Origin of the sequence: Ancylomarina sp. 16SWW S1-10-2, assembly GCF_009669305.1 — a bacterium.
Lineage (GTDB): Bacteria > Bacteroidota > Bacteroidia > Bacteroidales > Marinifilaceae > Ancylomarina.
The window spans coordinates 1-13,681 of record NZ_SADB01000019.1 but is presented as its reverse complement, the minus strand read 5'-3'; the positions used below and the strand labels follow the sequence as shown (position 1 = coordinate 13,681).

The 13,681-nt window shown below is 33.3% G+C and carries 13 protein-coding genes; 8 read left to right on the top strand and 5 right to left on the bottom strand.

The genetic code is table 11. From position 1 onward, the window contains the following. Positions 1-33: 33 nt before the first annotated feature. From dprA to EMN46_RS14565, 3 genes are read right to left on the bottom strand one after another with little or no spacing between them, the layout of a single operon-like run. Positions 34-1,137, bottom strand: a complete 1,104-nt coding sequence (gene dprA / locus EMN46_RS14575) for a DNA-processing protein DprA (RefSeq protein WP_154201553.1) — start codon at positions 1,135-1,137, stop codon at positions 34-36. Positions 1,138-1,197: 60 nt separating this feature from the next. Beyond that, entirely contained in the window at positions 1,198-1,764 is a 567-nt protein-coding gene (locus EMN46_RS14570) for an outer membrane beta-barrel protein (protein ID WP_195715281.1), read from the bottom strand. A gap of 36 nt (positions 1,765-1,800) precedes the next feature. Next, the gene (locus EMN46_RS14565) at positions 1,801-2,148 is read right to left on the bottom strand and encodes a hypothetical protein (protein WP_154201551.1); all 348 of its coding nucleotides are present in this window, start codon (positions 2,146-2,148) and stop codon (positions 1,801-1,803) included. A gap of 253 nt (positions 2,149-2,401) precedes the next feature. Between EMN46_RS14565 and aroB the strand changes: the two genes are divergently transcribed. The 7 genes from aroB to EMN46_RS14530 all read left to right on the top strand — a co-directional run bounded on the left by aroB (position 2,402) and on the right by EMN46_RS14530 (position 11,528). Then, the gene (gene aroB, locus EMN46_RS14560; RefSeq protein ID WP_154201550.1) at positions 2,402-3,463 is read left to right on the top strand and encodes a 3-dehydroquinate synthase; all 1,062 of its coding nucleotides are present in this window, start codon (positions 2,402-2,404) and stop codon (positions 3,461-3,463) included. 1 nt (position 3,464) lies between these two features. After that, a complete protein-coding gene (locus tag EMN46_RS14555; protein ID WP_154201549.1) occupies positions 3,465-3,995 on the top strand; it encodes an adenine phosphoribosyltransferase in 531 nt (176 codons plus the stop codon). 184 nt (positions 3,996-4,179) lie between these two features. Beyond that, positions 4,180-5,406 carry a 3-phosphoshikimate 1-carboxyvinyltransferase gene (aroA, locus tag EMN46_RS14550; protein ID WP_154201548.1) on the top strand — a complete coding sequence of 409 codons (1,227 nt, stop codon included), beginning with the start codon at positions 4,180-4,182 and terminating at the stop codon, positions 5,404-5,406. Between the two features lie 704 nt (positions 5,407-6,110). Next, positions 6,111-6,839 (top strand): DUF6261 family protein, encoded by a 729-nt coding sequence (locus EMN46_RS14545; RefSeq protein ID WP_154201547.1) that lies wholly within the window; start codon positions 6,111-6,113, stop codon positions 6,837-6,839. A gap of 400 nt (positions 6,840-7,239) precedes the next feature. Further along, the gene (locus tag EMN46_RS14540) at positions 7,240-8,625 is read left to right on the top strand and encodes a hypothetical protein (protein ID WP_154201546.1); all 1,386 of its coding nucleotides are present in this window, start codon (positions 7,240-7,242) and stop codon (positions 8,623-8,625) included. A 164-nt stretch (positions 8,626-8,789) separates the two neighbouring features. Beyond that, positions 8,790-9,584 (top strand): hypothetical protein, encoded by a 795-nt coding sequence (locus EMN46_RS14535; RefSeq protein WP_154201545.1) that lies wholly within the window; start codon positions 8,790-8,792, stop codon positions 9,582-9,584. A 531-nt stretch (positions 9,585-10,115) separates the two neighbouring features. Then, a complete protein-coding gene (locus EMN46_RS14530) occupies positions 10,116-11,528 on the top strand; it encodes a TonB-dependent receptor (protein WP_154201544.1) in 1,413 nt (470 codons plus the stop codon). Positions 11,529-11,573: 45 nt separating this feature from the next. Here EMN46_RS14530 and EMN46_RS14525 read toward each other — a convergent pair whose 3' ends face one another. Both EMN46_RS14525 and EMN46_RS14520 read right to left on the bottom strand, forming a co-directional pair. Next, positions 11,574-12,116, bottom strand: coding sequence for a hypothetical protein (locus EMN46_RS14525; RefSeq protein ID WP_154201543.1), 543 nt, complete (start codon positions 12,114-12,116; stop codon positions 11,574-11,576). A gap of 1 nt (position 12,117) precedes the next feature. Beyond that, positions 12,118-12,798, bottom strand: coding sequence for a hypothetical protein (locus EMN46_RS14520; RefSeq protein ID WP_154201542.1), 681 nt, complete (start codon positions 12,796-12,798; stop codon positions 12,118-12,120). A gap of 243 nt (positions 12,799-13,041) precedes the next feature. On the opposite strand from EMN46_RS14520, the gene EMN46_RS14515 reads away from it, so the two are divergent. Next, positions 13,042-13,681: carboxypeptidase-like regulatory domain-containing protein (locus tag EMN46_RS14515; protein WP_154201541.1), on the top strand; the 640-nt coding region annotated here is incomplete at its 3' end.

Here is a 13,681-nt window from a genome sequence, read left to right as displayed (position 1 = left end):
CTCTACAACATTAGCCCTAAAAATATAGATTTTTTAACAATTTAGAGCGTAGATTTTACCGGGAAACACGCGAACAAGGCCTTCAAATTCCATTTTTAAAAGCAAACTCGAGACCTTACTCATGGGTAAATTGGATTTAACTGAAAGCAAATCGATTCCTAATTTACCAGCCTCCTTTAATAGACTTACTATTAAATTTTCTTCAGCAGAAAGTTCAACAAACATTTTAGATTGAATAGCATCAGTCTTAGGCAAATTATTCTCCCACCCAAGTATATATTCAATATCGGCAACAGATTCTATTAAATGAGCCTGATTCGTTTTTATTAGATGGTTGCATCCCTGCGAATAAATATCACCTACTCTGCCTGGAAAAGCAAACACATCTCTATTATATGAGTTTGCAATTTCTGCCGTAGTTAAAGAACCGCCCTTTCTAGCAGACTCCATAACCAAAGTTGCATCAGCCATACCTGCAATAATTCTATTTCGACGAACAAAATGTCTTGGATCTATGACGCTTTTTGAAGTAAACTCAGTAACAATACCTCCACTGTGAATAATCTCATTGACATACTTACGATGTTGAGCTGGATACATTAAATGGAAACCATGACCAATAACTGCTACAGTTGGCAACTTGTATTTCATTGCAGCTTTGTGTGCACAAATATCAATACCATAGGCCAAACCACTAACAATAATTGCCTTTTCAGAATGAGAAGCAAGCGCTTTTATAACCTTATCACAATTATCTTTTCCGTAATCAGTTGCGTTGCGAGTACCTACAACACTAAGAACACGCGATGCATTAAAATTAATATCTCCCTTATAATATAGTGTAGTTGGTGAATCTGGACAATTTAATAAACGTTGTGGATAATTTTCATCGAGATAGAAAGCCACATTTATATTATTGTCTTCAATAAACTTTAATTCTGCCTCGGCATCTCGTAATGCGGCATCTCGATCTAATTTCTGAATAATGGCCTTACCTATACCTGGAATCTTTAAAAGATCATTTTTTTTTGACTTAAAAAAAGATTCGACTCCTCCCGAATAAGCAATTACCTTTCTAGCATTGATACTACCAAGACCATTAAAAAAACTAAAAGCTACTTTATATAGTGTTTCCATAATTTGGATTTAGACTATTCAAATTAGGAATTTGTAATGAGGAATCAAAAAGAAATATTTTTACATCTTAAACGCAAGACCAAAAGTTACAAATCCAGCATTTCCATATCCAAGTTCAGTAAAAACATCGATATTATCACTTATATTATATCGTCCACCTATTAGAATCCCAAAATCGAACAAAATATTATTATCCTTATTGGTGATTCCTTGATCAACTTTTATATGCTCTAAAGAAAAACCCGTCTTTAGCGAAGCATACAAATCGACTCCAAACTCAGGAGAAATGTTGATTGCTTCTAACAAATCATTTAAATCGTAAGACACAACACCACCCAAACGATAGTAGTTATAGGTAACATTACCATATTCGCTTAATGAGGATTTATTTTTTTGACCGGCAAAACCAATATATGCACCTAATCGAAATCCATCGCGCCAAGGTTTATCAGCCTGAATAAGTAATGAGGGATATTGAGTCTCGCTCCCATTCTTAAAATTTTTATCGAACTTACCATATTTAGCAAATGGAAGTCCCACTTGAATTCTTAAACCATCTTCTACGTTTTGAGAAAACAATGATATTGATAAAAAAGATAGAATGATTAATGTAAAATACTTTTTCATGTGCATACCTATATATAAGGAAGAAATAGTTAGTCGTTATTTTTTTGAAAACTTAGAAAGAGATTCTAGAACAGTACTCCTTTGCTTTTTTGATAAAGCCGATAAACTAATTGCAGGATACTTAGCTAAACCTTTTTTGCTCATCTGAAAAAGATATAAGTTTTCTCTTAATCCTAGACTCAGCTTTTCTAATTCAAAATGTGAGAATGTTTGCTTACTTATTTCAATAGATTTAAACTTATCATGAAAAGGATGCAAAGGGTAATAACGCATAATAATTTTATCATCTGTTTCCTTATAAATAATGTAATTATACTCGCGTGTTAGATTTAAACTAACTAAAACGACAAATATTACAAATAAACTAAGCAATATTAAAAACATGTTATTTGGATTAAGATAAACTGTTAACACAGTTAAACTCAAAAAAAGAAAGCTTATAATGTAATAAAAAAGCTTAATATGCGCTGCACGGTTCTGATTGCTGAGAGTCATATGTCTATTAATATAAAATTTTGGTATATAATTACGACTATTATAAATAGTCTTAGTCCTAATTTTTAAAATAAGCAAGTTTGACATCACTTGCTAAAACACTATATTTGACCAAAGTTAGAAACTATAAATAAGTTAGCAAATGAGTTCCCAATCTTACGATTTAATTTTTACTGAAAATATTGAAAAAGAGCTTGACAGAATTTTAGATAACTATTCTAAGTCAAAGATCTTTATTCTTATGGATTCTGGTGCAGAAAAATATTGCTGGCATCTACTTTCGGGGATTAAAAAATTACAGAATGCACCAAAACTTATAATTGAAAACGGAGAACAGCATAAATCTTTAGATTCTGTTGTTAAAGCATGGCAATTTTTAGGTGAAAATGGAGCTAACAGGCATAGCCTCGTTATTAACATTGGTGGTGGAATAATGACTGATCTTGGTGGTTTTGTTGCTTCTACGTTTAAACGCGGCTGCAACTTTATGAACATACCAACCACTCTTCTTGCGCAGATTGATGCTTCGGTAGGTGGTAAAACTGGTTTCAATTTTGAGGGTCTTAAAAATGAAATTGGTGTTATAAACCAACCAAACATTATTATAGTAAGCCCTGAATTCTTGAAAACTTTACCTTTGAAAGAATTTAAGTCGGGTTTTGCTGAAATGTTAAAACATGCCATTATTTATAGTCAAAACTACCTTGACGAACTCTTTACCTTCAAGTTTGAGAATATCAACTACTCCAAATTACTTAACCTAATTAGGAAATCGGTTGCCGTAAAACAAGAGTTTGTGACGAAAGACCCAACGGAAAAGAACATTCGAAAGGTTCTAAATTTTGGACATACGATAGGTCATGCATTCGAAAGTTTTGCCCATCGACATAAACTTGAACTATATCATGGTGAGGCTGTAGTACTTGGTATGATAGGCGAACTATACTTATCAGTAAGGAAACAAGGCTTCCCTCAAGATAAATATGAAGAGATAGTTAAATATATAACAGATATTTACACAGACTTTCCTATTTTTGCCAAGGATTATCCCGAATTTTATCAATTCATGTTACACGACAAAAAAAATAGTAATGAAGGCGTGAATTTCACTCTTCTTCAAGATATTGGTTCTTATACAATAAATAACATTTGTACTGAAGAAGAAATATTTGAAGCCCTAAACCAATATGGAAAAAAAAATTAAGATGGACGTAAAACTTCAAGAAGCGAAAGATTCAATTAGAGATGTAATTGATTTTCCTAAAAAAGGTATCATATTTAAAGATATCACTACAATGTTGAAGGATAAGAAGCACCTAAACACATTAGTAGAAGCTCTATATAATCAGTATAAAGACAAAGGAATTACCAAAATTGTAGGCCTTGAAAGTCGCGGTTTTATTCTAGGTACTGTTTTAGCCTATAAATTAGGTGCTGGTTTTGTGCCAGTTCGTAAACCAGGAAAACTACCTGCTCCTACTTTTTCCGAAAAGTATTCTTTGGAGTATGGAGAAGATGAAATGTTTATTCACCAAGATGCTTTAGATAAAGATGATGTTATTTTACTTCATGATGATTTATTAGCAACAGGTGGAACAGCAAGAGCATCTATCAACCTGATTAACAAATTTAATGTTAAGAATGTATTTGTTAACTTTTTGGTTGAGTTAGACTTCTTAAATGGACGTGAAAAGTTAGATACTAAATATCAAGTTGATTCTCTTTTCCATTTCTAGATTATAGAAATTAAGGAATTACACCATACGGCCGTTGGAAAATTCAATTTTCTTACGGCTTTTTTTTCATACAATCTTTTAGGATAAATAACTCAAGGATAAAGGTTAAAGGATATAATTAATCAAATTATACTATTTGATATTTATTTATTAGCCCTATCGATTTCACTCATAATCAGAAATCATGCATTATACTATTTCAAAGCCAGAAAAAAATATAGATGGAAAAATTATTATTCCTCCATCGAAAAGTATCTCGAACCGAGTACAAATTATCAATGCTTTAAGTTATAGTTTTGAACCAATCAAGAACTTATCTACTTGCGATGATTCTAGAGTTATGCAAGAGGTATTATTCTCGAACACAAATGTGTTTGATATAGGTCATGCCGGTACAAGTATGCGATTCCTAACAGCATATCTAGCTAAGATTTTAGGCGAATGGACACTTACAGGCTCTGATAGAATGAAAGAACGCCCTATATCGGTATTAGTTGATGCATTAAACGCATTGGGCGCACAAATTACATATTTGGAAAAAGAAGGTTATCCTCCTTTAAAAATAATGGGATCGAATATTACTGGCAAAGAAGTTGAGTTAGCTGGAGACACAAGCTCACAATACATTTCGGCTCTTTTACTTATTGCCCCCACCCTTGAAAATGGGCTTCGCATTAAATTACAAGGTAAAATTGTATCTCGTTCGTATATTCAAATGACTCTTAATATTATGGCGGAATTTGGAATTCAATCCCAATTTAAAGGCAATGAAATTTACGTAGCAAACCAGACTTATAAAGTTATGCCTTATACGGTAGAAGGTGATTGGTCGAGCGCTTCGTATTGGTATGCTTTTATGGCTTTGGCTCCAAAAGGAAAGCTATTTCTAGATGGATTAAAAAAGAACAGCTTTCAAGGTGACTCCGGTCTTGTGGACGTATTTAGCAAACTTGGTGTAAAAACCAATTTCTCTAATAAAGGCATGTATATTGAACAAAGCAATGAGGTTTGCAACAAACTGGTTTTCGATTTTAATGAAATGCCCGATTTAGCTCAAACTTTTGCTGTTGTTGCAGCACTAAAAAATATTCCTTTCCACTTTAAAGGTTTAGAAACTCTAAAAATAAAAGAAACCGACCGAATTTATGCTCTTATTAAAGAGTTAGCAAAATTAGGTTACATCTTATATGAACCTAAGAAAGGAGAACTCGCTTGGGATGGTGATATGGAAGATGAAAGTGATCATATTATCATTGAAACCTATCATGACCATAGAATGGCAATGGCTTTTGCTCCAATTGCAATGCTTCGTCCTGAGATTCAAATTGCAGACCCAATGGTCGTAAATAAATCGTACCCTAACTTTTGGGAACAACTAAAAGAGGTCGGATTCAAAATTGAAGAAAACTAACATACCCAATTATACTATGAAAGCTCGACCCACAAGTCGAGCTTTTTTGTGTTCTGTTTTCAAAAAAGAATTTCTCCCGCAGATTTTTTCACGCAAAGAGCACAACGTTTTTTCGCAAAATACGCAAAGGTGAAAGGCATTATTGAACCTCATCCTGTACCGATAGTCAACGGAACTCAAGCATCCCCCTTTAATGCGATAAATCACATCCATATATTAACTGAATAGTCTCGCTTTATTTTAATAATCTTAAATATATAAGGTGAATAAGTCGCATCGAAATAAGCTCCACACGGTTTTTTAATCCTCTCCCTCCTTTAATAAAACACGAGAATTAATTCTCCCACATATTCTTTTGTTTAATATTATTAATCACTAACTTTATTAAACTTTAATAAAACAACACAGCTAACAACATGGTATTGACACAGATATTAACTTCAGAAAAATAGCCTTTTGATCAATACCAATATTTATAAAGGCTGAAAAAATGTTTTTTTGATCAATACCAGTATTGACAAAGCTCATAAAATTGATTTTACAAGCCATATCAATACTGACAAAGCATAAAAAATTGATTTTTCTCTCAATATCAATACCGATAAAGCACGTAAAAATGATTTTTTGCCCAATATAAATAGTGACAAAGCAAAAAATCACATTTTGAATAATCAATAAATACTTATCCTTAAAAAAGAAAAGTTATGGTATTAATTAAAAAAATTACCCCGAGTAGTCGCAATGGCGACATTAGTGCATTATTAACGCTTATTCTCAAAGCGTTTGCAAAAAATGATTGGAGTGCGGACCTTTATTTAACGCCTCTAATTAATAGTGCCAATGCGACAAACACCTTAATGATTGAGGCGTTGAAACGTTTGAAAGCCTATTCTCAGATGGCAGAAAAGGACCATGATCGCGATATGGCAATTAGAGCCCTGTTTAAGTTGATAGAGGGCTATACGTATATTCCTATTGTCGACATGCAAAATGCTGCCGTGCTGGTAGAGAATGTATTGGCGCAATATGGTTTGAGCATACAGAATGAGGATTACGCTGAGGAATCAGCAAATGTTGAATCCTTACTCAACGATTTAATCAAACCCAATGTTGTAGCAGCTGCGGCACTATTGCAAGGTGTGCCAGAAACAATTACAATTTTAACTACGGCTCAACAAGATTTTGAAAATCTAGCCCTGCAACAGGCCGAAGATGAAGGTGTGAAGAACGACTTGGCTTCTGCCAGTAAGTTGAAGAAAGAAGCTATCGTAGAGATTAACACAAGCTTAGTGGGCTATTTGAATACCATGGCAAAGGTAAACCCAGCAACTTACGCAGACATTGCCCACACCATTGCCGAGCTAATCGATACAAATAACGAACTGGTAAAACGCCGTCGCACTACAAACGAGCCTGATACCGAAGTCGTATAAGCTTAATTAAAACAAAGGGGCTCACAGAATGTGAGGCTCTTTTCTTTTAATAATCTAATTTAGGACTAAACACAATGCTGATTGTATTGACGACAGCAAATATATTTTATACATTTACACAACCAGATCAACTGTGTAAGTGTATGTTTTGATATGGATAAAAGAGATATAAATGACATTCACTTACACAATCGTTGGGGGTAATTAAATAGAGAACTACGATTATTAAATTATGAACTATAATTTCACATATAAATCCAAGTTTGAAAAACGATGTTTTAGTCAAAAGATTAATAAAATCTGCTCAAATGTTTTATTAGCCTTATATAATAATTCCCTCTTTAAGAAACTTAAATTAGATAGAAACAACTTTCTTAAAAGTCATATTATTTTTAGAAATATGAACCAAGTTTCAAAACGTCATAAATCTAAAATCCCAAAGAACCCGAACTTCAATGTTCATAGTATAACATTCCTGGACTGTGTTGAGTTGGAAGATTACAAAAAATTAGAAAATAGATTAATCAAAATAACCTCTAAATATAAAGGGAGGGAGTTTTCTATAGATCCAAATATAGATATTAGTAAGGCATTTAAAAAGTTTGATTCAGATTATAACACAATTTCGTTTGGACACCTATATCACAATGACACAAAAGGGAATGAAGAGCTAGATTTGATCGACGGTATTTCATATGGATATGTTAAAGGAGCTAAATCACATCTTGTAATGACATATACCATTACTCCATCTGATAAATTCCATAGCCTATTTAGACAATCCATTAATGAAGAAATCACTTCCGAGTCAGAGATTAATTTTAAATCCATAAAACAAATAATCAAGACCAAACAGTTGATTTCGTCTATCGGAAATAAATATAAAAATTCAGAATATTGGATAGAAGCATTATTTAATGAAATATCATTTCAATTCAAAACTGAGGTAATTTCAAATTTGAATCTTGGAGTTTTTAATCTCAATAATGAGATTTTATTTCCACGAATAACTTCATTTGAATATGAACCCAATGAATTTAAAAGTTATCAAAATGAAATATTTGACAAATTAAATATTTCAAGACCCAATTTGTATTCAGGTTCAAACGTAATATTGTCTTTGACAAATGTTGATTATTCTAGAAAAACCTCTTTCGGTCTAGAAATATTTATTCCAAATAATACTGATGTTGAAAAAGAGCCATTCAACCATATTTCATTTTTATCTAAAAACTATATGCAAGCTATTGCTTCTTATTGGATTTTAATAAACCTCTCTTGTTTGAGAAAACAAGATATTGTAGAATTGAGAAAAAGAACTTTTAAGTATTTTAGAAAAAATAAAATCTCATTATTTTTAAGAAAGGTAATAAGTCTTAAAAATAACCTAACATTAAATTGGATAAGTTTTGAGAATATAAGGAAAGATTTTACTGCTGATACTTTTAAATATATACTTAATAAATTTGAAGTTCCTGATTCCCACAATTCACCATGGGATAAAGAGGTTAAACCATACGAATTTAAAGAATCATTGGTACAACTCACAGAAGGCACAAGTAGCGATATTAAAAAATCGTACGAAGAGATTTTAGAACTTCACTCTCATATTGTAGAGGATAATTCATTAAGGGCTAGTATGAGATTGCAAAAGATCCTTTTGATAATTGCGTTAATAGGAATTATTTTGACTTTATATGGAGCGAATAGTGAATGGTGTAATTCATGGATTGAGTATTTTCTCAATAAGTTGAATATCAGAATCCCTAGGGTTAAGAGTCATTAACTACCCCCAACAATATGTATAATTTATAAGGGTTTTAGAGGTTTTCAAGCATTATCACCCGCATCAAATTTAGTGGGTAAACTGACAGGTTTGAAATCCGCAATCCCTTCCGAAATTATACACGAAACGTTGTATGCAAGCTTAAATAAACATAGAATATCAAAATGAAAATAAAAATTCCACCACATGCAGATCCAATAATAACAGAAGAATCTTTGGCTAAAATATCCCCATCCGAATTAGCAAATAACGATAATTCCAATCACAACAAATCAAATAATTTCATTGTTATAGCTAAACATGAAGGAGAGAAAGAACGAGTATATCAAATGTTAGGAATAAAGCATGATGAAAAACAATTCATATCAGTCCTACCTAGCCCTACTCATTTATTCTTAACATCTTCTTTAGAATTTTTTGAGGTTTCGCAAAAAATTAAATCAGATGAATTTATCAGATTTGGCAAACGTGGTAATGATACAAACTTATTTATCTTGGATTTTAGCTACGGTTGTACAAATCAGAGTTACACAAGTTATATTAAGGCAGTTACTAGTAGTGTTATAATGCTTGTTAGTGCATTAGAAAGTTTTATGAATCAAATAATACCTACTAATTTTTCTTATACAAAAGAAAATAAACACGGTAAGACAAATTACAATCAGAAGAAGATTGAGAATGGTATTTCATTTAAGGAAAAATTAGAATCTGTAGTGCCGTTAGCTATAAAACAAAATGATTTCTGGGAAACAAGACGTGAAAATTTAGAAGTTATCAATGAATTATATAATCACAGAAAAAACATGATTCATCTAAAGACTAAATCAAAGGATGAATTAAATAGGTATTCAGAAGTTTTCAGTGAGATGTTAAGCTTTGATTTGTTTAAAGCAATAAGCGCAACAATAAATGTTTTTAATAGTATTGAGAAAGATTTCGTTGAGATAGAGGAAGAATGAAGAAAAGCCAGCATACAACAACTAAGCGTTCGTGTGGCAGGTACTGCCCAACATGAACGGTAGGTTGACGTAACCGATGACAGAATTGCTCCTTTATGGGGAATGGTCTAGCTTGCGGAACTTTTAGGAAAGGGAATCTTGCAATATGAAGCCCTTTAAATGCAGTGATTTCAAAAATAATATAAAGTTGTAGATTGATCTACAGCTTTTTTTTTGTTTTGGATTTAGAATAGTTCTCCACGCAAGTGCGAGCTTGTTCCCGATTATTATCGGTCTCGTATTCTGCACAAGCAGTCCCTTGCTAGTGCACAATTAGTTATATTACTCCCTCTGGTTGTACGCCCACGCAAATTAGCTAGCCGCTTACCTGCAAGTGTGAAAAAATGCGGAGAATAAATCATATATTAAAAAAAACGCCCCACACACTAATTACAATTCAACTCCTCAACTCAACAAGTCAGTAACAATTCTTTTTAAATCATCTATCCATAATACAATTTTGTAAGTGTTAATCATTAATACTTACATCTCATGTTACGAATCATTCTAATATTCGGTATCCTTCTTACAACACAATTTTTATCTGCTCAAAGCCTCATCGGTGGTAAGGTGTACGATAAAAAGGGGAACCCGATTCCTGGTGCCAATGTTTATATTGAGAAAACATACGATGGGGCTTCCTCAGATATAGATGGTGCCTTTCGTTTCAGAAGTAAAGCAATGGGCAATCAAACATTAGTTGCATCCTGCATTGGATTTATCTCAACCAAGCTCAGTAAAAAGGTAGACGACATGCAAAATTTGCAAATTCAACTTAAAGAGTCAGTGAATACATTGAATGCAGTGATGATTACGGCCGGAACCTTCAGCGCTGGGGACAACAGCAAGATAAGCGCACTAAAAACCATGGATGTTCTCACCACAGCGGGAGCTGCAGGCAGCTATATTGCAGCATTTAATGCCTTACCCGGAACAAGTACCGTGGGCGAAAGTGGGGAACTCTTTATTAGAGGGGGAAACAGCAGCGAATCGCAAACCTTTATCGATGGTCTCAAAGTCTCGAAACCCTATAGCGCTTCGGCCAACAACACACCATCATGGGGACGTTACTCTCCTACACTATTTARAGGMATGACTTTTAGTACGGGKGGCTATTCGGCCGAATACGGRCARGCACTTTCGGGCATACTTCTAATGGATACGAAGGATATGCCACATGAAGAGCAAACCGATATCTCGATTATGAGTCTGGGCATTGGCATGGGAAAGGTGATAAAGGGGAATAAAGATGCCTTAAGTCTGAATACTTCATATACCAATTTAGCTCCCTATCATCAATTAAATGCAACACGCTACGATTGGGACAAATCACCTGAGACTTTATCGGGTGAAGCAGTTTACCGTCATCARTTTGAAAAAGGTTTGTTTAAATTATACACGGGCTACGATTACACCAACTTTCAGCTACAGCAGAAAACCATAGACTCTCCTGAAAAGATAAACTACAAAACCAAGGAGATGGACTTATACATCAACAGTTCTTACAAAGGCATGCTAAGCGATAAGTTGCTATTAACAACAGGTGCCAGTTTTGCAACGAATGACAAAAAGGAAAAGATCGATTTAATCAGATTGAGAACAAAAGAGAACAATGCGCAATTGAAGCTTAAACTCAAATATATACCTTCTGAAAGCATCAATATCAGTATGGGTGCAGATTATTTCTTAACGGATATTCAAACACAAATCAGCCTAAAAAACCCAGATTGGAAACAAGATAAAACTCAAAGCAATCAGCTATCAGCAGTGTTTTCTGAATTGAAAGATATTTTTCAAAATCATTTGATTCCAATAAGACCGAATAGAAAGTTTGAGAGACATAAAGATAAATATCGAAATAGAGTAACTCCAAAGGTGACTAAAAATCAAAAAAATGCATTGTAAAAAAGCCTTAACTTAATGACATTGACCGTGCGGTAGCGGGGGTGTCTATTTTTTCTTCTCTCCAGTATAATCTTCAGGGTGTTTTATCACATAAATTAAAGCTGATACAAGCGTGATTACTCCTAACAAAAAAAAGAAATACGCCATCCAATAAGGAGCTGAATATTCTATTAATACTTCTTCTCCTACTGAAAGCTGTCTTATATTATCCTGCCTCTCTTCATGCCATATTTTTATTGTTTTATTTTTATATAATTCCTTTATAGGAAATGATAAGATTTCATTATTGTATTTAATTATTTTATTCTTATATGGTTTTTCTGCAAAAAATGATAATATATCATTCTTATATTCACCTGAAGAATATTTTGAGCCATCAGCTAGAGTTAGTTCTACAAAATCATAAATTCGTTCTCCTTCTTCAATTATTTTTGATTCAATATTATAAATAATACCTTCTTCCATTATTAAATCTTCAAACTCTGCAGTTTCATTATATACTCTTATTCCGCCTATAATACAACTAATTCCAAATGGAACACCCACAAAGAGAGCTCTCAAATAACTATATTTCTTTATAAAACTCATATTAATTGTTTAATTTATTAATTTCACTCCACGCAGTAATTAGCAATGATATTTTTGAATCAATCTCCTTATCTGCAAAGTTCTTAAAGATTAATGTACAGTTAATTAAATTACTAAAATCCTTATAGTACTGAATAAGCTCATCACCTTTATCTCCTTTTTTCTTAATTAATATTTTTAATACTTCTGGCGATTCTAGGATTTTATCTGTTAATCCCTTTACAAATAGAATTGAGTTAATAATTTTCCCGGTTATCCCAGCAGCTTTAAATACAGCAGTACCACCAATATAAAACGAAGCAGCTGTTAAGCCAATATCAATTAATATCTGGTTCGTTTCTCGTTCACGTTGATCTAGTATCCATGCTAACAAAACCCCTGGCATTACCACAGTGTGATCTTCGATTCCAATATACTTATTTTTAGATGCAAAATAGACACTTACAGTTTCAAATGGGTTTAAGTAAAAAGTCTTATGGTAAGATTCAATTTTATATTTTCTCGTAACTGTGACTATAAACTGACTGTCTTTTAATATTACATGATAACCCGTATTATAAGTTTCGTTTAAAAAACCTTTTAATTGTTCCACATTTATAACTTTAGGAAATTTATCCTTAAGACCACCTAGAGGATTCCTTATGAAAAAATTATCAGCATTTACATTCTTATGTAATTCCACCACAGTTCCTTTGTGTTGAGCATAGTACAAAATCCATCTGTTATCAAAGCAAATTCTTCTGAGTTAAAACTCTTCATAGAACCAATCAAACTGTTTGTGATAGATTTATTTTGATCTAACCACGCAATTAAATCAGCAGCATTACAATTCAGCTCCTCAACTCAACAAGTCAGAAACAATTCTTTTTAAATTATCCTTGCTAAAGCCAATTTTGTAAGTGTTAATCATTAATACTTACATCTCATGTTACGATTCATTCTAATATTCTGTATCCTTCTTACAACACAATTTATATCTGCTCAAAACCTCATCAGTGGTCAGGTTTACGATAAAAAAGGGAACCCGATTCCCGGTGCCAATATTTATATTGAGAACACCTACGATGGAGCTTCCTCAGATATAGATGGGTTCTTTAGTTTCAGAAGCAAAACAATGGGCAATCAAACATTAGTCGTATCCTGCATTGGATTTATCACAACAAAGCTCAGTAAAAAGGTAGACGACATGCAAAATCTGCAAATTCAACTTAAAGAGTCAGTGAATACACTAAATGCCGTGGTAATTACGGCCGGAACCTTCAGTGCTGGCGACAACAGCAAGATAAGCGCACTAAAAACTTTAGATGTTCTCACCACAGCAGGAGCAGCAGGCAGTTATATTGCTGCATTTAATGCCTTACCCGGAACAAGTACCGTGGGCGAAAGTGGGGAACTCTTTATTAGAGGGGGAAACAGCAGCGAATCGCAAACCTTTATCGATGGTCTCAAAGTATCGAAACCCTATAGCGCTTCGGCCAACAACACACCATCATGGGGACGTTACTCTCCTACACTATTTAAAGGCATGACTTTTAGTACGGGGGGCTATTCGGCCGAATACGGAC

What these genes read in the sequence shown, in the direction of transcription:
- dprA (WP_154201553.1), bottom strand. Translation starts at nt 1,137, where the DNA reads ATGGAAACACTATATAAAGTAGCTTTTAGTTTTTTTAATGGTCTTGGT.
- EMN46_RS14570 (WP_195715281.1), bottom strand. Translation starts at nt 1,764, where the DNA reads ATGAAAAAGTATTTTACATTAATCATTCTATCTTTTTTATCAATATCA.
- EMN46_RS14565 (WP_154201551.1), bottom strand. Translation starts at nt 2,148, where the DNA reads ATGTTTTTAATATTGCTTAGTTTATTTGTAATATTTGTCGTTTTAGTT.
- aroB (WP_154201550.1), top strand. Translation starts at nt 2,402, where the DNA reads ATGAGTTCCCAATCTTACGATTTAATTTTTACTGAAAATATTGAAAAA.
- EMN46_RS14555 (WP_154201549.1), top strand. Translation starts at nt 3,465, where the DNA reads ATGGACGTAAAACTTCAAGAAGCGAAAGATTCAATTAGAGATGTAATT.
- aroA (WP_154201548.1), top strand. Translation starts at nt 4,180, where the DNA reads ATGCATTATACTATTTCAAAGCCAGAAAAAAATATAGATGGAAAAATT.
- EMN46_RS14545 (WP_154201547.1), top strand. Translation starts at nt 6,111, where the DNA reads ATGGTATTAATTAAAAAAATTACCCCGAGTAGTCGCAATGGCGACATT.
- EMN46_RS14540 (WP_154201546.1), top strand. Translation starts at nt 7,240, where the DNA reads ATGAACCAAGTTTCAAAACGTCATAAATCTAAAATCCCAAAGAACCCG.
- EMN46_RS14535 (WP_154201545.1), top strand. Translation starts at nt 8,790, where the DNA reads ATGAAAATAAAAATTCCACCACATGCAGATCCAATAATAACAGAAGAA.
- EMN46_RS14525 (WP_154201543.1), bottom strand. Translation starts at nt 12,116, where the DNA reads ATGAGTTTTATAAAGAAATATAGTTATTTGAGAGCTCTCTTTGTGGGT.